Below are 18051 nucleotides of genomic sequence, written 5' to 3' on the forward strand. Positions count from 1 at the left end.
CCGCGAATTAAGTCTTGAGGATTCTGAACACCAATGAGATTCAAAAGTTGTACGCTTAATACTGATATCTGCTCCGACACCATCCACACGAATACGTGCATAAATTGGAATTTGCCCATCACTTTTGATTGCCGTTTTTTTCAGCCAAAAGCCAATACTAAATGATTTTGTGGTTTTCATTACATTTCACTTTAGTTAAACAATGATTAAAGTGAAAGTCAAATCTCTGGAAAGTCCCGTAGGAAATACAATTTACAAAATTCATCTCAATTAAAATAGGACACCCTATAGGACATATTTAACGATGAACTCAAATGATTTCAATTGAAACCAAAAAATATTAAATATCTGAAAATCATTTATTTAACATTGTTTTGGTTTGCAATAAATCAACTTTGTCGGGGTGGCAGGATTCGAACCTGCGACCTCCTGCTCCCAAAGCAGGCGCGATAACCGGGCTACGCTACACCCCGAGGGTTGTAAAAAAAATTGCGGAGAGACAGGGACTCGAACCCTGGCGACAGTTACCCGTCGACAGATTAGCAATCTGCTCCATTACCACTCTGGCACCTCTCCTTAATTTTATGAACTTGTGCAATAAAATTGCGGTTGCAAATGTATACTATAGTTAAGAAGAACGCAACTATTTTTTACATTTTTTTTATAAATTATTCTGGGTACTCGATTCGCAAATGGTAAATGTTTGCTAACTTGTATTTTAGCACCTTTTTAATGGACTGAATTTCCTTGAAAGTAATGTTAGCATTTAAAAATTGTCCGCCTTCAATTTGTTTATCAATGATATTTTCAACGAAAGCATCGATTTTTGTGGAGGTTGGATCCTTTAAGCTTTTAGAAGCTGCTTCAATACTATCACACATCATTAATATGGCTGTTTCTTTACTAAATGGTTTTGGTCCTGGGTAGCTAAAATCTGCGACATCTACGTCTTCCCCTCCTTTCTTCTCTTGCATGTAAAAATAATAAACGACACTTGTTCCGTGGTGTGTTCTAATAAAATCTATAACTCTATCAGGTAAATTATATTTTTTGGCTATTTCTATACCGTCTATAACATGAGAGGTTATAATTCTTGCACTCTCTTTTGAAGATAATTCATCATGAGGATTAATACCCGTAGATTGATTCTCGGTAAAATAGGTTGGATTTTTCATTTTACCAATGTCGTGATACAATGCCCCTACCCTAACTAACATAGCATTAGCTCCAATTTCATTAGCAGAAGATTCGGCAAGATTAGCTACATTTAATGAATGATGAAAGGTTCCGGGCGCTTTATTAGATAATTCCTTAAGTAATTTTGAATTTGTATCGGATAATTCCAAAAGTGATACATCTGAAACTAGACCAAATATCTTTTCATAAGCATAAATTAAAGGTTGCACAAAAAGTGTTGCGAGTCCACTTAATACAAACCAAATAAACATTTCCCAATTAATAGTTTCCACACTACCCTCATGAATAACAAAAAAGGCAAAATAAGCAATGATATAAATTAAAGTAATCTGACCTACCGAAATGAATAAATTGGCGCGCTTATATAGCTCTGAAACCGTTAAAATTGTTACAATACCAGCTATTATTTGTAAAAACATATACTCGTAACTATTTGGCACTATAAACCCTAATAACAATACTGTAATTACGTGGGCAAACAAACCCAATCGCGCATCAAAAAAAGCTTTGAATATTAGCGGTAAAATACAAATAGGAACCACATACACAAACTTGGAATCGTAGTTAACTACTAAGGTTGTTATGAATATTAACAAGAATATATTAAAAAATATAAAAGTAACTTTCGTGTTATTTTGAAAAACTTCATCCCGATAATTTCTTAAAAATAACAACAACATTAACAAGGCCAATGATACCAATAAGGTGTATGCAAAAATTATCCAATTGTAATTAGATTTACTCCAAACCTGTGATTCGTACTCCGACTGTAACGATTTTAAAATTTGATATTTTGTTACATCAATAATTTCTCCTTTTGATATAATTAAAGTCTCCTTTTCGATACTTCCCCGAGCATAAGCTATTTTATTTAATTCTTCACTTAAAGCTTTTTTAGTAAATGATTCATCATAAGTTAAATTTGGCTTTATTAAATCGAAAAACAGCGATGCAAAATTTGTTTTATAATGCATCAAGTCATGCTTTTGAAGAATATCATTAATAACCGAAGTAACTTCATCCTGCTTAATTAAGTCCGAATAAAAACCATCTTGGGTTTTAACACGATTATCTAGAATGGCTATTGCCTTTTGCTCTTGAAAATTATAGTTTTCATTTAAAACACCAAAAGCATAAAAAGCAGTTATAATTTCTTCACCAACTTTATACAAATTAGCCAAAGATCTTTTTGGTAAAGAATCTGAAAAAACTGTTTTAAATTGTCTTTTATAGGCACTAAGTACCTGGGGTTTTATTGAATTATCAAGATCAAAATACAAAATAGAACTACCTTCAATAGATTCTTTTTCGGCAGTAATTTCTGCATCCGATTTTTTAATTGCAAAATTAAACGGTGCATATAAATTTTCAGATTGCCAAGGTTTACCTTTCTCAAAATTGTATTTAAACTTTCCACTTTTCGGAAATAAATACACAATTAAAAATGTAGTAAAAACAAATAACAGACCTTTATAAATCAAGGAATGGTGTCTATATAGTTTATTTATAAAGTCTTCCATTTAAAAAGTTAAGGAGAAACCAAAAGTAATAAAATTATAATCTAATACCATTTTTTATAATAGCGGAATCGTTCAAATTTCTACTAAAAAATGATTATTTTCGCATATATTAAGATTAAAAATCAAATAATGCATAAAGATGTAGTAATTGTTTCGGCGGCTAGAACTCCCATAGGAAGCTTTATGGGGGCACTGTCAACCATTTCTGCTCCAGAACTTGGTGCTATAGCTATTAAAGGTGCACTAAGTAAAATAAAACTGAAACCAGAATTAGTTGATGAAGTATTAATGGGTAACGTAGTACAGGCTGGAACAGGGCAAGCGCCGGCAAGACAAGCAGCTATATCTGCAGGTATTCCAAACACGGTGCCTTGTACAACTATAAATAAAGTTTGCGCATCTGGAATGAAAGCAGTTATGCAAGCAGCTCAAAGTATTGCTCTTGGCGATGCAAATATTATTGTTGCAGGAGGTATGGAAAACATGAGCTTAATCCCACACTATCTATATGCCAGAACAGGTACTAAATTTGGTTCAAACACACTGATTGATGGAATGCAAAAAGACGGCTTAGTTGATGCATATAATCAAAATGCCATGGGTGTTTGTGCAGATGCTTGTGCTACAAAGTATCATTTTTCTCGTGAAGATCAGGATGCTTTTGCCGTACAGTCTTATCAACGCTCTTTAGCTGCTTGGAATGCTGGCAAATTTGATAATGAAGTTGTTGCAGTAGAAGTGCCTCAAAGAAGAGGTGAACCCATTATAGTTAGTAAAGATGAAGAATTTACCAATGTAAAAATTGATAAAATTCCACAGTTGCGCCCAGCCTTCACAAAAGATGGAACCGTTACTGCCGCTAATGCCTCTACTATAAATGATGGTGCCGCTGCCTTAATATTAATGAGCAAAGAAAAAGCAATAGAACTTGGTTTAAAACCACTTGCTACCATAAAAAGTTATGCGGACGCTGCCCAGGAGCCCGATTGGTTCACAACTGCTCCGGCAAAGGCTTTACCAAAGGCATTGGATAAAGCAGGAATTTCCTTAAAAGACGTTGATTTTTTTGAATTTAATGAAGCTTTTTCTGTTGTTGGTTTAGCTAATATGAAACTTCTTGGACTTAACGATACGAACGTTAATGTTAACGGTGGTGCCGTATCACTTGGCCATCCATTAGGCTGTTCAGGGGCTAGAATTATTGTAACTTTATTAAATATATTAGAACAAAACAATGCTAAAATTGGTGCTGCAGCTATTTGTAATGGTGGTGGTGGTGCATCGGCAATTATTATAGAACGTTAAATTTTTATTATTTCTTATTGATTATTTTTTTAAATATGGATTACAACCCTAATTATTTTCATCGTATAAAGTCATTTATTTTATCGTATCCAATTTATAATTATCAATAATCAAAAGACAATAATTATATGCAATACGGAATTTGTAATTTAAGCATTGTACCTCTTAGAATTGAACCTGCAGACTCCAGTGAACTGGTTTCTCAAGTGCTTTATGGTGACATATTTAAAATATTAGAACAACGTAAAAACTGGAGTAAAATACGATTAGCTTTTGATAAATATGAGGGTTGGATTGACCATAAACAACTGTTCGAAATAACAGAAGAGCAATACAATCAACTTCATAAAGAAACTCCCAAATTATCTATTGATTTAGTGGAGTTTATTGAGGATAACAACCAACAATTACACCCTATTTTGTTAGGATCTTCCTTAAACGGGTTATCTATATTAAATCACAAACACGAAGGCTCTATTGTTGAAGGTATAAAGGCAAAAGAAAATATAATAGATACGGCATTTTTATATTTAAATGCACCCTATTTATGGGGAGGAAAATCCCCTTTTGGAATTGATTGCTCTGGATTTAGTCAAATGGTTTATAAACTAAACGGGTACAAATTATTACGTGACGCTTCACAGCAAGCTACACAGGGTGAAGCATTAAGCTTTATTGAAGAAAGTGAGCCTGGTGATTTGGCATTTTTTGATAATAATGAAGGCATAATTACTCATGTTGGTATCATTATGAGTGACAACTACATAATACACGCCCATGGAAAAGTTAGAATTGATAGATTAGACCATTCTGGTATTTATAATGTGGATAGAAAAATACACACACACAAGCTACGAGTTATTAAAAAAGTGATATAAAAAAACGCCGCAAATTGCGGCGTTTTTAGTTTCTATAATATGATGCTTTTTATTTTGCCTCTGCTTCAAGAGCTTCAACTTTAACTTTTAACTCATCATGTTTTGCTTTTTCACCAAGAATACTGTAAATATTCACTAATGTTTTTGCAGCACTAATATTTTTATCGTCAATTTCAAGAGCTTTAGTTAAATACGGTACTGCTTGCTTGTATAAATCTTGTCGTTGTCCTCTTAATTCATCGTATCGTAAGTCATCTTTCTTAGAACTTCCCAAACCGTTCATTTCCTTTATAATCGACTCTTCTTTTGACAAAATTAAAGCAGCTAAGTTTATGTAAGCATTAATATAATTTGGGCTTAATTCAATCGCTTTTTTATAGTAAGCTGTAGCTTCTTCTGGGTGACCAGATTCTGCAGAAATTACACCTAAGTTATATTGTAATTCAGGATTATTAGGCTCCATTTGAGTTGCTTTTTCTAATAAAGCTTTAAATTTCTCTGTATTTCCTAATTTGTAATAGATATTAGCTTCCGATAGAATTAAGTTAATATCATCTGGCGTTTCTGCTCTAGCTTCATCAATAGCTTTTAAAGCTTTTTCGTCATCACCTTTACTTATATAAATTAGGGCAATATTTTTTACAATTTCAGGTTTTTTAGATTCCGTCATACGCTCACCTGGGTTGGTATGGCTTTTTGCTTTCACATAAAGTTCGCGCGTACTTTTGTCTAAAATCTCTTCTTCTCCTGTAGATACATTTGTTGCAAAATATTGTTTTTCAACACCAGTATAATTCAAGTTTTTTAGTTCTTCATACAGTACTAAAGCACGATCGTACTCTTGAACGTTTACTGCTGTTGCAGCTGCATAATAAAGGAATAACGTATCTTTTGTACTTAATCTGTAAGCTTTTTCAAAATATTTAGAAGATGTTGAAAAATCTTTAGCTTCGTAAAACTTGTTTCCTTTTTTAATTATTCCATTAACCATAGATTGCTTTAAATCTGAGGATTCGGAAACATAATCTCCTTGTACTTTGCTTAAACTTTCTAATGCACTATCAATGTCTTTCATCGACGCTGCACCATTGGCGTATAAGGCTTCGGCGTTCAAATAATAGTATTGTGCTTTTTGCTTCTCGTCCATTTCAGACAATTGACTTTCAGCTTGCTTTAAAGCTGTTTTAGCTTCTGCATAATTATTTCCTTTAATTGCTTTTTCAGCTTCTTTCAATTCCTTCTTTTGCGCAAATGAAAACGCGCTTATAGAAACTGCTAAAGCTATGGTAATCTGTTTTTTCATTTTAATAATATTTAATTTAATTTTCTGTGTTATTTTCTTCTGTATTAGTATCAAGAGTTGTGCCACCATCAATATTCTCAGTGTTATCAACGTCTCCTACCTCTTCTACTTCTTCTTCATCGTGCATCACTTTTGCAACCGCTGCAATAGAATCTTTACCTTTTAAATTGATTAATTTAACACCCTGAGTGGCTCTACCCATTACACGTAAATCTTTAACTTCTAATCTAATTGCGATTCCAGATTTATTAATAATCATTAAATCATCATTATCTGTTACACTCTTGATCGCAACTAGTTTCCCAGTTTTCTCAGAAATAGAAATGGTTTTAACACCTTTTCCTCCACGGTTAGTAATACGGTAAACTGGCTCTCCATCTTCAGGATCATCAATATAAGTACGTTTTCCATAACCATTTTCTGAAACCACTAGAACTGATTCTTCTTGCGGGTTCTCTATAGTTACCATTCCAATTACTTCATCATTTTCATCAGCAAGCGTTATACCTCTTACACCCGAAGCACTTCGACCCATAGGGCGTGTTTTAGCCTCTTCAAAACGAATGGCTTTTCCAGATTTAAGCGCTAGCATTACTTGGCTTTCACCAGTTGTTAAACGTGCTTCTAATAAAATATCGTCTTCTTTAATAGTAATTGCATTGATACCATTAGTTCTTGGACGTGAATATTGCTCTAAAGACGTCTTTTTAACTTGACCTTGCTTAGTAGCCATAATCACATAATGACTATTTATATACTCCTCATCTTTAAGGTCTTTTGTACAAATAAATGCTTTTACAGTATCGTCTTGTTCAATATTTATTAAATTTTGAATGGCTCTACCTTTAGAAGTTTTACTTCCTTCTGGTATTTCGTAAACACGCATCCAGAAACATTTACCCTTTTGGGTGAAGAATAACATATATTGATGGTTTGTACCTACAAATAAATGTTCTAAGAAATCTTCATTTCTTGTGGTTGATGCTTTTTGTCCAACTCCCCCTCTATTTTGTGTTTTGTATTCAGATAATGAAGTACGTTTAATATAACCTGCATGAGAAATGGTAATTACCACAGGCTCATCGGCAATCATATCTTCAATACTTAAATCGCCACCTGCATACTCGATTACTGAACGACGCTCATCACCATATTTATCTCTAACTACAATTAATTCGTCTTTAATAATTTCCATTCGACGCTCTTTTTTATCTAAGATATCTTTTAAGTCGATAATGGTTTTCATAATCTCTTCGTATTCAGAACGCAATTTATCTTGCTCCAGTCCAGTAAGCTGACGCAAACGCATTTCAACAATTGCTCTGGCTTGAATTTCTGAAAGTTCAAAACGTTTTATCAAATTCTCTCTAGCTTCATCAGCATTCGTAGAGGCTCTAATAATTGCGATCACTTCATCAATATTATCCGAAGCAATAATTAATCCTTCTAAAATATGTGCACGCTCTTCAGCTTTACGCAATTCGTACCTGGTACGTCTTACTACAACTTCATGTCTATGCTCAACAAAATAATGAATTAACTCTTTTAAGTTTAAAAGCTGCGGACGCCCATTTACTAGTGCAATATTATTTACACTGAAAGAAGATTGTAATGCTGTATACTTGTATAGCTTATTAAGAACGATGTTTGGAATGGCATCACGTTTTAAAACATAAACAATGCGCATACCGTTTCTATCCGATTCATCCCGAATGGTTGCTATGCCTTCTAGTTTTTTCTCATTAACCAAATCAGCAGTTTTTTTAATCATTTCTGCTTTATTAATTTGATATGGAATTTCAGTCACAACAATACACTCACGACCTTGAACTTCTTCTATATTGGCTTTCCCACGCATAACGATACGGCCACGACCTGTGTGAAAAGCTTCTTTAACACCATCGTACCCATAAATTGTTCCGCCAGTTGGGAAATCGGGTGCTTTAATGTGTTTAATTAATTCATCAATTTCTATATCGTTATTCTCGATATACGCTATAGTACCATTAACAACTTCCGTTAAGTTATGAGGCGGCATATTAGTTGCCATACCTACAGCAATACCTGATGCACCGTTAACTAAAAGTCCAGGAATACGCGTTGGTAAAACAGTTGGTTCTTGTAATGTATCGTCAAAATTTAATTTGTGGTCTACAGTTTCCTTATCAATATCTGCCAACATGTCTTCAGAAATTTTTCGCATACGCGCTTCTGTATAACGCATTGCTGCAGGACTGTCACCATCTATTGAGCCAAAATTTCCTTGGCCATCAACCAGCATGTAACGTAAACTCCATTCTTGAGCCATACGAACCATCGCATCATATACCGATGTATCGCCATGCGGATGATATTTACCTAAAACTTCTCCAACTATTCTTGCTGATTTTTTGTGGGCTCCAGTAGCTCTAACTCCCAATTCATGCATACCAAAAAGCACACGTCTATGAACTGGTTTTAATCCGTCTCTTACATCTGGTAATGCACGTGACACTATGACTGACATTGAATAATCAATGTAAGCCGTTTTCATCTCATCTTCAATATTAATAGGGATCAATTTTTCTCCTTCTGCCATAAATAATTTAATTAAGTTTTATGAGTTTTTCAAAACAGGCTAATATACGGATTTCAATATAGACGAGAGTTGATAATAGTCATTTTTTCATGTATTTTATTAACAATTCAACCTGTTTTATTCGTTAATAAATATGAGGTCTAAAATTTTGATTTTCTAAACTTTTTTTCGTCAATTAGCAACTTTCACACATTTTAAGGTATAGTTTTTGCCATTAGTAAAATGTTTTAGTATTTTTAATGCAGAAAGGAAACTAATTATGGACGACAATTTTTCCCCAAGAGTAAAAGACGTGATTGCTTACAGCAAAGAAGAGGCACTACGTTTGGGTCACGATTTTATTGGAACAGAACACTTAATGCTTGGGCTTTTACGTGATGGTGATGGTAAGGCAATAAATATTTTAAATGCGTTGGATGTTGATTTAAATCATTTAAGGCGTAAAGTTGAAATATTAAGCCCTGCAAACCCAAGTATTTCGGCAGCTTCAAACAAAAAAACAAACCTACATCTTACTAGGCAGGCTGAACGTGCTTTAAAAACAACCTTTTTAGAGGCAAAACTTTTTCAAAGTACTTCAATTAATACAGCGCATCTATTATTATGTATTTTACGAAATGAAAACGACCCCACTACCAAGCTTTTAAATAAGCTTAAGGTTGATTATGACAACGTTAAAGAACAATTTAAATTTATGATAACAAACGACAGCGATTTTATAGAACCAAAAGCAGAATCCTTCCAAGATGATGATTCTCATATTGAAGATGACGGTTCGAAAGATATTTTCAACTCGCCTACAAGCAAAACAAGCAAAAAATCTAAAACACCTGTTTTAGATAATTTTGGACGTGATTTAACGGCTTTAGCAGAAGAAGGAAAACTAGATCCTGTTGTTGGAAGAGAGAAAGAAATTGAGCGTGTTTCTCAGATATTAAGTAGAAGAAAAAAGAACAATCCACTTTTAATTGGTGAACCTGGTGTTGGTAAATCTGCCATTGCAGAAGGCCTAGCACTTCGAATTGTAAAGCGAAAAGTATCGCGAATTCTATTCAATAAACGTGTAGTAACTTTAGATTTGGCTAGTTTAGTTGCTGGAACAAAATACCGCGGACAATTTGAAGAACGTATGAAGGCAGTAATGAATGAACTTGAAAAGAATGACGATGTTATTCTGTTTATAGATGAAATTCATACCATCGTTGGTGCCGGTGGTGCCACAGGAAGTTTAGATGCTTCTAATATGTTTAAACCTGCATTAGCTAGAGGTGAAATTCAATGTATTGGTGCCACTACGCTCGATGAATACCGTCAATACATTGAAAAAGATGGTGCTCTAGAGCGTCGTTTTCAAAAAGTAATTGTAGAGCCTACAACCGTTGCAGAAACTATTGAAATTCTAAATAATATAAAAGGTAAATACGAAGAACACCATAATGTTGATTATACACCAGAAGCTATTGAAGCTTGTGTAAAATTAACAAGTAGATATATGACCGAACGTTTTTTACCAGACAAAGCAATTGATGCACTGGATGAAGCTGGTTCACGTGTTCACATTATAAATATTGAAGTGCCAAAACAAATTTTGGAGCTTGAAAAACAATTGGAAATAGTAAAAGAAACTAAAAACTCTGTTGTTAAAAAACAAAAGTATGAAGAGGCGGCTAAACTTCGAGATGATGAAAAACGTATTGAAAAGGAGCTAGCAATTGCCCAAGAAAAATGGGAAGAAGACACCAAGCAACACCGTGAGGTTGTTACAGAAGAAAATGTTGCCGATGTGGTTTCAATGATGACAGGAATTCCTGTAAACAGAATTGCACAAACAGAAATCAATAAACTTGCTGAATTACCTAAGTTAATTAAAGGAAAAGTAATTGGACAAGATGATGCGGTTGCCAAAGTGGTAAAAGCCATTCAACGTAATCGCGCTGGTTTAAAAGATCCAAACAAACCGATTGGTTCATTTATCTTTTTAGGGCAAACCGGAGTTGGAAAAACACAGTTAGCTAAAGTATTATCTCGTGAATTATTTGACAGTGAAGATTCATTGGTTAGAATAGACATGAGTGAATATATGGAGAAATTTGCCATTTCAAGATTGGTAGGAGCTCCTCCAGGGTACGTTGGTTACGAGGAAGGTGGACAATTAACCGAAAAAGTAAGACGCAAACCGTATGCCGTTATTCTTTTAGATGAAATTGAAAAAGCACACCCAGACGTATTTAACATGTTACTTCAAGTACTTGATGACGGCTATTTAACCGATAGTTTAGGAAGAAAAATTGATTTTAGAAATACAATCATCATTATGACCTCGAATATAGGGGCTAGAAAACTTAAGGATTTTGGTACTGGTATTGGTTTTGGAACATCATCACAAAAATCACAAGAAGATGCAAACGCTAAAAGTGTTATTGAAAATGCACTAAAAAAATCGTTCGCTCCAGAATTCTTAAACCGAATTGATGACGTGGTTATGTTCAATGCCTTAGAAAAAGAGGACATCAATAAAATCATTGATATTGAACTTAACAAGTTACTTTTAAGAATAAAAGATTTAGGGTATATTTTAAAGCTAACAGATTCAGCCAAAGATTATATTGCTGATAAAGGATTCGATAAGCAATATGGCGCTCGTCCTTTAAAAAGAGCCATTCAAAAATATGTTGAAGATGCTTTAGCTGAAGAAATAATTACTTCTCATGTGGAAGAAGGTGATACAATAATTATTGACTTAAACGAAAGTACTCATGAACTTAGCATAAGTATTGATAAGGCTGAAAAGCCAACCGAGTCATAAAATTTATAATATTTCAAAAAATAAGAGCCTGCATTTTTTAAATGCAGGCTTTTTATATTATTCATGATAGGCTATCCTTCCTTTGGAACTCTAAGTAATAAAATTATTCCAGCTAAAAAAAACAAGAATAGAAAAAGAATACCATTGCGCATGCTACCCGTAATTTGGTCAATAGAGGCGAAAATAATCATACCTATTACAATACCAATTTTTTCAGCAACATCAAAGAAACTAAAATACGAAGTCGTGTCATTCGTTTCGGGTAAAAATTTAGAATATGTGGATCTGGCTAATGCTTGGATACCACCCATCACCATTCCCACTAAAGATGCTGCAATATAAAATTGTAAAGGTGTCACCATAAAATAGGCATAAAAACACAAAGACATCCAAATAAAATTAACAACTATAAGTGTTTTAATATTACCAAATCTTGCTGAAGATTTTGAGGTTAAGATAGCTCCAACGATTGCAACCAATTGTATTATCAAAATACTAACAATAAGACCTGTAGTTTTCTCACTATCATCCCCCCAAGCTATTTCTTCTTCACCGAAATAAACCGCCACTAACATAATCGTTTGAACTGCCATACTAAATACAAAGAAGGCATATAAGTACCTTTTCAATCTTAAATTTTGCTTTAGTTGTTTCCAAACTAACCCTAATTCCTTAAGTCCATTAAACACTATTTGGGTTGTTACTTTATGTCCTGAAGAGGTGCCTTCAGGCAACCAATAAAATGAATACTGACTAAATCCGGCCCACCATAAACCTACGGTAACAAAAGCGTAGCGCATCATCTGCATTTTGGACGCCCCATCTTCCTGACTCATAACCATTATTAAGTTTACTATCAATAATATAACACTACCTACATAACCAAAGGCAAATCCTTTTGCACTTATACTATCTTGTTGTTCTGGATACGCGATATCTGGCAAATATGAATTATAAAACACTAAACTCCCCCAATAACCAATTAATCCCATAAAGTAAAACACTAAACTTAAATGGATTTTATCGGCAGAAACATCAAACCAATACAAACCAATGCATCCAACACTCCCAACGTAACAGAAAAATTTCAAAAAGTTTTTTTTATTACCTACATAATCGGATATACCAGATAAAATGGGTGAAATTATAGAAACCACTAAGAAAGTAAATGCCGTTACAAATGTTATTAATGCAGTACTTTTAAAACTGTATCCGAAGGCATGAACTACTTTTAGCTCACTTAAAAACAATGCAGAATAAAATATTGGAAAAATAGATGAAGCAATGGTTAAAGTGTAAACAGAATTTGCCCAATCGTAAAATGCCCAAGCGTTTAATAATTTTTGACTTCCTTTTTCAAGTTGATTCATAAAATATAGGTATATATTTAACTTTAAAAACTAAAAACAAGCTTAATTATTTTTTTTTATAAACCATAAAAAAAGCTGCCTTTTAAAGCAGCTTCAAAGAAAACAAATATTTTTAATACTCGTTTAATAAATCATTATTTAAACGAAGTAACACCAAATTTGGCAGCTTCCTGTTTTGCTGTTGGTGCTAAAGATGTGAGGTTTGCAATTCTAGAGTCGTTTGATGGGTGGGTGCTTAATAATTCTGGTGTAGATCCGCTACCGCTTAAAGCACTCATGCGTTTCCAGAGTTCGGCGGCTTCATCTGGGTTATATCCAGCAATTGCCATTAAGTATAATCCAATTTTATCAGCTTCCGTTTCATGCGCTCTACTAAATGGCAACATCACTCCTACTTGTGAGCCTATACCATAGTATTGATTAAATGCATTTCTAGATTCCTCATCTTTTATTGCCACGTTTCCTGCAATAGCAACTCCTTGCTGTACATAAGCCGCACTCATACGTTGCTGACCATGGTTAGCCAGTGCGTGTGCAACCTCATGTCCCATTATAGCGGCTAATCCAGTTTCTCCCTTTGCAATAGGTAGAATACCAGTATAAACCACAATTTTTCCACCAGGCATACACCAAGCGTTTACAGTTTCATCACTAACCAATTTGTACTCCCATTTATAGTCATTTAAATAACCAACATGACCATTAGCATTTAACCAACGTTCAGCGGCAACTGCTATTTTTTGACCAACTCTTGTAACCATATCGGCATCTGAAGTACCAGTTACCACTTTGTTTTCAGATAAAAATTGATCATATTGTGCAAAAGATGTTGGAAACAACTGAGAGTTTGGCACCAAGGCCATTGTTTTTTTTCCTGTAAACGGATTTGTAGCACAAGCCACCATTAATCCTGCGGCAGTTATAATTAATAAAGCGTTTTTCAGTTTCATTATTGTTGTTTTTTTTAATTATTAAAAGTACAAAAATTGCACCAAAAATATTTCAAGCCAAAAGTAATTTATTTCTTATAATATAATAAATAAATTATTAATTTCTGCTTAATGTTATTTTCAACAAGTCGCTTCGACCAATTTAATATGTAAAATTTTATAATCTAAAGAATGAAAAAAATACTATTATTTAGCATGGGCCTTATATTATTTAGCTGCAATGGGAATGCTCAAAAAGAAACCAAAAAAAACTACAAAATTTCAAAAACAGAGGCAGAATGGAAATCTGAATTGACAGACATGGAATTTTACGTACTTAGAAAGGCAGGAACTGAACCCGCTTTTTCAAGCCCATTAAATAAAAATTATAAAAAAGGAATTTATGTTTGTGCAGCCTGTGATACTCCATTATTTAAAAGTGAGCACAAGTATGATTCAGGTTCTGGTTGGCCTAGTTTTGATAGAGAAATTAAAGGAAATGTAGCTTTTGGAACGGATAGAGATTTAGGTTATACTCGAGTTGAAGAACATTGTGCAACCTGTGGTAGTCATTTAGGTCACGTTTTTAATGATGGTCCAAAAACAACTGGAAAAAGACACTGTATTAATGGCGTTGCTTTAAAGTTTATTCCTGAAAAATAAATTATATCTTTACTATATGGAAAGCTATTTAGTAAGTGTTATAAAGCAATTTGAATATTATAAAGGTTTGGGAGATAAAACCTTAAACCAACTGACTTTTGATGAATTGCAATGGCAAGGCAGTGAAACATCTAATTCGGTTTCAATAATCGCAAAGCATATTGTAGGTAATATGCTAAGTCGCTGGACCAACTTTTTAACTGAAGATGGCGAAAAAGTATGGCGTAACCGCGATGCTGAATTTGAAGATACTTTTACATCGAAAGAGGAATTAATTGCTTCGTGGGAAAATGGGTGGTATTGCTTTTTTAGTACTTTGAAATCTTTAAAAACTGAAGATTTAGAGCGTATCATCTATATTAGAAATGAAGGACATACAGTTACAGAAGCTATCAATAGACAATTAGCTCATTACCCATATCATATCGGGCAAATGGTATTTTTAGGTAAACTTCTAAAAGGCGACCAGTGGCATTCTCTATCCATTCCAAAAGGAAATTCGCAAAAATACAATGAGACTAAATTTAACAAAGAAAAAGGAACACGGCATTTTACTGACAACGTTTAATCCTTAATTCAAAAAATAATAATCAGAATTCAAAAAAATCAGCTTTTTAATTTCTTCTTAAAAGGTCTAATAATTAATCGTGCTTCCCTATCAAAACGCACATAATTATACACCCAATTAATAAAAACCACCATTCGGTTTCTAAATCCAATTAAGAAAAATAAATGGACAAACATCCACACATACCACGCAAAAACACCTTGAAATTTAAATCTGGGTAAATCCACTACCGCCTTGTTTCTTCCTATTGTAGCCATGGCACCCCTATCATTGTATTCAAAAGGTATCATAGGTTTATTTTCAATTAAACGAACCATATTTTCGCCTAACTGTTTTCCTTGTTGCATCGCGGGTTGCGCCATCATAGGCAAGCCATTAGGAAACTCATCGGTAGTCATACAAGCAACATCTCCAACGGCAAAAATGTTTGAGAATCCTTTTACTTGATTAAATTTATCAACAAATAACCTATTGCCTTTAGTAATAAAATCGCCTGCATTTAATCCCTTTATTGTAGCTCCTTTTACACCTGCTGCCCATACCAAAGTAGCCGTTTCAAAAGTTAAATCGGTATTAGTAGTAACAAGTTTACCATCGTAATTGGTTACTCTTATATTTTTCCAAATGTTTACTCCTAGCTTCTCTAAGAAATCTTCAGCTTTGGCAGAAGCTTTATCGCTCATTCCTTTTAAAATACAATCACTAGACTGAATGATATGAATTTGCGCCAAACGTGTATCTAAATCGGGATAATCCTTCGGAAGAATGCCCTTTTTAATTTCGGCTAAAGCACCGGCAAGTTCTACACCAGTAGGGCCTCCACCAACAATCACAAAATTCATTAAAGCATTTCGTTCATTTAAATCGGAAGTTAATAATGCCTCTTCAAAATTTTCGAGTATTAAACTTCTTAAATTCAAAGATTCAGGTATGGACTTCATAGCCATACTGTTTTTTTCAATTTCTGAATTTCCAAAATAATTAGTTTCAGCCCCCGATGCAACAACCAAATAGTCAAATTTAAGAGGCCCAATATCTGTTAAAACTTTATTTTTAACGGGATCAATCTCTTCAACATTAGCCAATCTAAAATGAAAATTAGGAAAATCCTTAAGTATTTTTCTAATGGGATACGCTATAGAATCAGGCTCTAAACCGCCTGTAGATACTTGATATAATAAGGGTTGAAACGTATGATAGTTATTTTTATCTAACAAGACCACCTGCACTTCTTGTTTGGATAATTTTTTTGCCAACGAAATGCCAGCAAAACCACCGCCTATAATTACAACACGCGGATAACTTGTTTTTGGTATATTCATAAACTACGTATTAAAACAAAGGTAAGAAAAGATATAAATTTAAGGCCTTCTAAATTCATTATTAAAAATAGGTTTCGTAAATTCGTAGCCTGTAAATTAACGATTAAAAAAATCTCATGAGTAAATACGATATTATTGTTCTTGGAAGCGGACCAGGTGGCTATGTAACGGCTATTAGAGCGTCCCAATTAGGTTTTAAAACTGCTGTGGTTGAAAAAGAAAACCTTGGAGGTGTATGTTTAAATTGGGGTTGTATCCCTACTAAAGCGTTATTGAAATCTGCTCAAGTATTTGAATATCTGAAACATGCTGGTGATTACGGGTTATCTGTGAAAGATTATGATAAAGACTTTAACGCTGTTGTAAGTCGTAGCCGTGGTGTTGCCGATGGTATGAGTAAAGGTATTGAGTTTTTAATGAAGAAGAATAAAATTGACGTCATTAAAGGCTACGGTAAATTAAAACCAGGCAAAAAAATTGATGTTGATGGCACAGAATATAGTGCAGATCATATCATTATTGCTACAGGAGCACGTTCTCGCGAATTACCAAGTTTACCACAAGATGGGAAAAAAGTAATTGGTTACAGAGAAGCAATGAGCTTGCCAAACCAACCAAAAAAGATGATTGTTGTTGGTTCTGGTGCTATTGGTGTTGAGTTTGCATACTTCTACAACTCCATGGGAACCGAAGTAACTATTGTAGAATATTTACCAAATATTGTACCTGTTGAAGATGAAGACGTATCAAAACAATTAGAAAAATCATTTAAAAAGAGCGGTATTAATATCATGACTTCTGCTGAAGTTACCAAAGTTGACACATCTGGAGAAGGTGTTAAAGCAACCGTAAAAACAAACAAAGGTGAAGAAGTTTTAGAAGCTGATATTATTTTATCTGCCGTTGGAATTAAAACAAATATTGAAAATATTGGTTTAGAAGATGTTGGAATTGTTGTTGATAGAGACAAAATATTAGTTAACAACTTTTATCAAACAAATATACCAGGTTACTACGCTATTGGCGATGTAACACCGGGACAAGCTTTAGCCCACGTTGCTTCTGCTGAAGGTATTTTATGTGTTGAAAAAATTGCAGGACAGCATGTTGAGGCTTTAGATTACGGTAACATTCCTGGTTGTACTTATTGTACTCCAGAAATAGCAAGTGTTGGTTTAACCGAAAAACAAGCTAAAGAAAAAGGATTGGACATTAAAGTTGGTAAATTCCCATTCTCTGCTTCTGGTAAAGCAAGTGCAGGTGGAAATAAAGACGGTTTTGTAAAAGTTATTTTTGATGCAAAATACGGTGAATGGTTAGGTTGCCATATGATTGGCGCTGGGGTTACCGATATGATTGCAGAGGCTGTTTTAGGCAGAAAACTTGAAACTACAGGACATGAAGTATTGAAAGCAGTACACCCTCACCCTACTATGAGTGAAGCAGTTATGGAGGCTGTTGCTGCTGCTTATGATGAAGTAATTCACTTATAGACTTCTTAGATTTTAAGACAATTTATATTATTGGATAAAAAAAAGGTTTCAGAAATTCTGAAACCTTTTTTTATTAAGTATATTATCTTAAATTCTAGTAACCTAAAACCTGAAAATGT

General features: G+C 33.8%; 13 protein-coding genes and 2 tRNA genes. 6 read left to right on the forward strand and 9 right to left on the reverse strand.

Annotation, left to right across the window (positions count from 1 at the left end):
* The 4 genes from ABYI63_RS06150 to ABYI63_RS06165 form a co-directional block, all read right to left on the reverse strand.
* Positions 1–180 (reverse strand): Arm DNA-binding domain-containing protein (locus ABYI63_RS06150; protein WP_372754536.1); only part of this gene is annotated, 180 nt, incomplete at its 3' end.
* A 218-nt stretch (positions 181–398) separates the two neighbouring features.
* Positions 399–473 (reverse strand) — tRNA-Pro (locus ABYI63_RS06155).
* A 19-nt stretch (positions 474–492) separates the two neighbouring features.
* Positions 493–576, reverse strand: a tRNA-Ser gene (locus ABYI63_RS06160).
* A gap of 92 nt (positions 577–668) precedes the next feature.
* Positions 669–2717: an HD family phosphohydrolase gene (locus ABYI63_RS06165; RefSeq protein WP_372754538.1), complete on the reverse strand. Its 2049-nt coding sequence runs from the start codon at positions 2715–2717 to the stop codon at positions 669–671.
* 129 nt (positions 2718–2846) lie between these two features.
* Here ABYI63_RS06165 and ABYI63_RS06170 point away from each other — a divergent pair, with 129 nt between their 5' ends.
* Both ABYI63_RS06170 and ABYI63_RS06175 read left to right on the forward strand, forming a co-directional pair.
* Entirely contained in the window at positions 2847–4022 is a 1176-nt protein-coding gene (locus ABYI63_RS06170; RefSeq protein WP_372754540.1) for an acetyl-CoA C-acyltransferase, read from the forward strand.
* Positions 4023–4150: 128 nt separating this feature from the next.
* Complete coding sequence (locus tag ABYI63_RS06175) at positions 4151–4900, forward strand: NlpC/P60 family protein (protein ID WP_372754542.1); 750 nt, start codon at positions 4151–4153, stop codon at positions 4898–4900.
* A 49-nt stretch (positions 4901–4949) separates the two neighbouring features.
* Here the strand turns inward: ABYI63_RS06175 and ABYI63_RS06180 are convergent, their stop codons facing one another.
* Positions 4950–6203: a tetratricopeptide repeat protein gene (locus tag ABYI63_RS06180; RefSeq protein ID WP_372754544.1), complete on the reverse strand. Its 1254-nt coding sequence runs from the start codon at positions 6201–6203 to the stop codon at positions 4950–4952.
* A gap of 16 nt (positions 6204–6219) precedes the next feature.
* A complete protein-coding gene (gene gyrA / locus ABYI63_RS06185) occupies positions 6220–8781 on the reverse strand; it encodes a DNA gyrase subunit A (RefSeq protein WP_372754546.1) in 2562 nt (853 codons plus the stop codon).
* 259 nt (positions 8782–9040) lie between these two features.
* Between gyrA and ABYI63_RS06190 the strand changes: the two genes are divergently transcribed.
* A complete protein-coding gene (locus ABYI63_RS06190) occupies positions 9041–11587 on the forward strand; it encodes an ATP-dependent Clp protease ATP-binding subunit (RefSeq protein ID WP_372754548.1) in 2547 nt (848 codons plus the stop codon).
* A gap of 71 nt (positions 11588–11658) precedes the next feature.
* On the opposite strand, the gene ABYI63_RS06195 is transcribed toward ABYI63_RS06190, so the two are convergent.
* Entirely contained in the window at positions 11659–12957 is a 1299-nt protein-coding gene (locus ABYI63_RS06195) for an MFS transporter (protein ID WP_372754550.1), read from the reverse strand.
* A 134-nt stretch (positions 12958–13091) separates the two neighbouring features.
* Positions 13092–13907: a M48 family metallopeptidase gene (locus tag ABYI63_RS06200; protein WP_372754552.1), complete on the reverse strand. Its 816-nt coding sequence runs from the start codon at positions 13905–13907 to the stop codon at positions 13092–13094.
* A 171-nt stretch (positions 13908–14078) separates the two neighbouring features.
* On the opposite strand from ABYI63_RS06200, the gene msrB reads away from it, so the two are divergent.
* Both msrB and ABYI63_RS06210 read left to right on the forward strand, forming a co-directional pair.
* A complete protein-coding gene (msrB, locus tag ABYI63_RS06205; RefSeq protein WP_372754554.1) occupies positions 14079–14549 on the forward strand; it encodes a peptide-methionine (R)-S-oxide reductase MsrB in 471 nt (156 codons plus the stop codon).
* Between the two features lie 16 nt (positions 14550–14565).
* The gene (locus ABYI63_RS06210; RefSeq protein ID WP_372754556.1) at positions 14566–15117 is read left to right on the forward strand and encodes a DUF1572 family protein; all 552 of its coding nucleotides are present in this window, start codon (positions 14566–14568) and stop codon (positions 15115–15117) included.
* A 38-nt stretch (positions 15118–15155) separates the two neighbouring features.
* Here the strand turns inward: ABYI63_RS06210 and ABYI63_RS06215 are convergent, their stop codons facing one another.
* The gene (locus tag ABYI63_RS06215; RefSeq protein ID WP_372754558.1) at positions 15156–16439 is read right to left on the reverse strand and encodes an NAD(P)/FAD-dependent oxidoreductase; all 1284 of its coding nucleotides are present in this window, start codon (positions 16437–16439) and stop codon (positions 15156–15158) included.
* Positions 16440–16555: 116 nt separating this feature from the next.
* Here ABYI63_RS06215 and lpdA point away from each other — a divergent pair, with 116 nt between their 5' ends.
* Positions 16556–17932, forward strand: coding sequence for a dihydrolipoyl dehydrogenase (gene lpdA, locus ABYI63_RS06220; protein WP_372754560.1), 1377 nt, complete (start codon positions 16556–16558; stop codon positions 17930–17932).
* The last annotated feature ends 119 nt before the right edge of the window (positions 17933–18051 follow it).

It is taken from the genome of Mariniflexile sp. (assembly GCF_041583155.1).
In the GTDB taxonomy this organism is placed as follows: Bacteria; Bacteroidota; Bacteroidia; order Flavobacteriales; family Flavobacteriaceae; genus Mariniflexile.

Coding starts and splice junctions, on each gene's coding strand:
- msrB (WP_372754554.1), top strand. CDS start 14,079: ATGAAAAAAATACTATTATTTAGCATGGGCCTTATATTATTTAGCTGC.
- gyrA (WP_372754546.1), bottom strand. CDS start 8,781: ATGGCAGAAGGAGAAAAATTGATCCCTATTAATATTGAAGATGAGATG.
- ABYI63_RS06170 (WP_372754540.1), top strand. CDS start 2,847: ATGCATAAAGATGTAGTAATTGTTTCGGCGGCTAGAACTCCCATAGGA.
- ABYI63_RS06165 (WP_372754538.1), bottom strand. CDS start 2,717: ATGGAAGACTTTATAAATAAACTATATAGACACCATTCCTTGATTTAT.
- ABYI63_RS06215 (WP_372754558.1), bottom strand. CDS start 16,439: ATGAATATACCAAAAACAAGTTATCCGCGTGTTGTAATTATAGGCGGT.
- ABYI63_RS06210 (WP_372754556.1), top strand. CDS start 14,566: ATGGAAAGCTATTTAGTAAGTGTTATAAAGCAATTTGAATATTATAAA.
- ABYI63_RS06190 (WP_372754548.1), top strand. CDS start 9,041: ATGGACGACAATTTTTCCCCAAGAGTAAAAGACGTGATTGCTTACAGC.
- ABYI63_RS06175 (WP_372754542.1), top strand. CDS start 4,151: ATGCAATACGGAATTTGTAATTTAAGCATTGTACCTCTTAGAATTGAA.
- ABYI63_RS06200 (WP_372754552.1), bottom strand. CDS start 13,907: ATGAAACTGAAAAACGCTTTATTAATTATAACTGCCGCAGGATTAATG.
- ABYI63_RS06195 (WP_372754550.1), bottom strand. CDS start 12,957: ATGAATCAACTTGAAAAAGGAAGTCAAAAATTATTAAACGCTTGGGCA.
- lpdA (WP_372754560.1), top strand. CDS start 16,556: ATGAGTAAATACGATATTATTGTTCTTGGAAGCGGACCAGGTGGCTAT.
- ABYI63_RS06180 (WP_372754544.1), bottom strand. CDS start 6,203: ATGAAAAAACAGATTACCATAGCTTTAGCAGTTTCTATAAGCGCGTTT.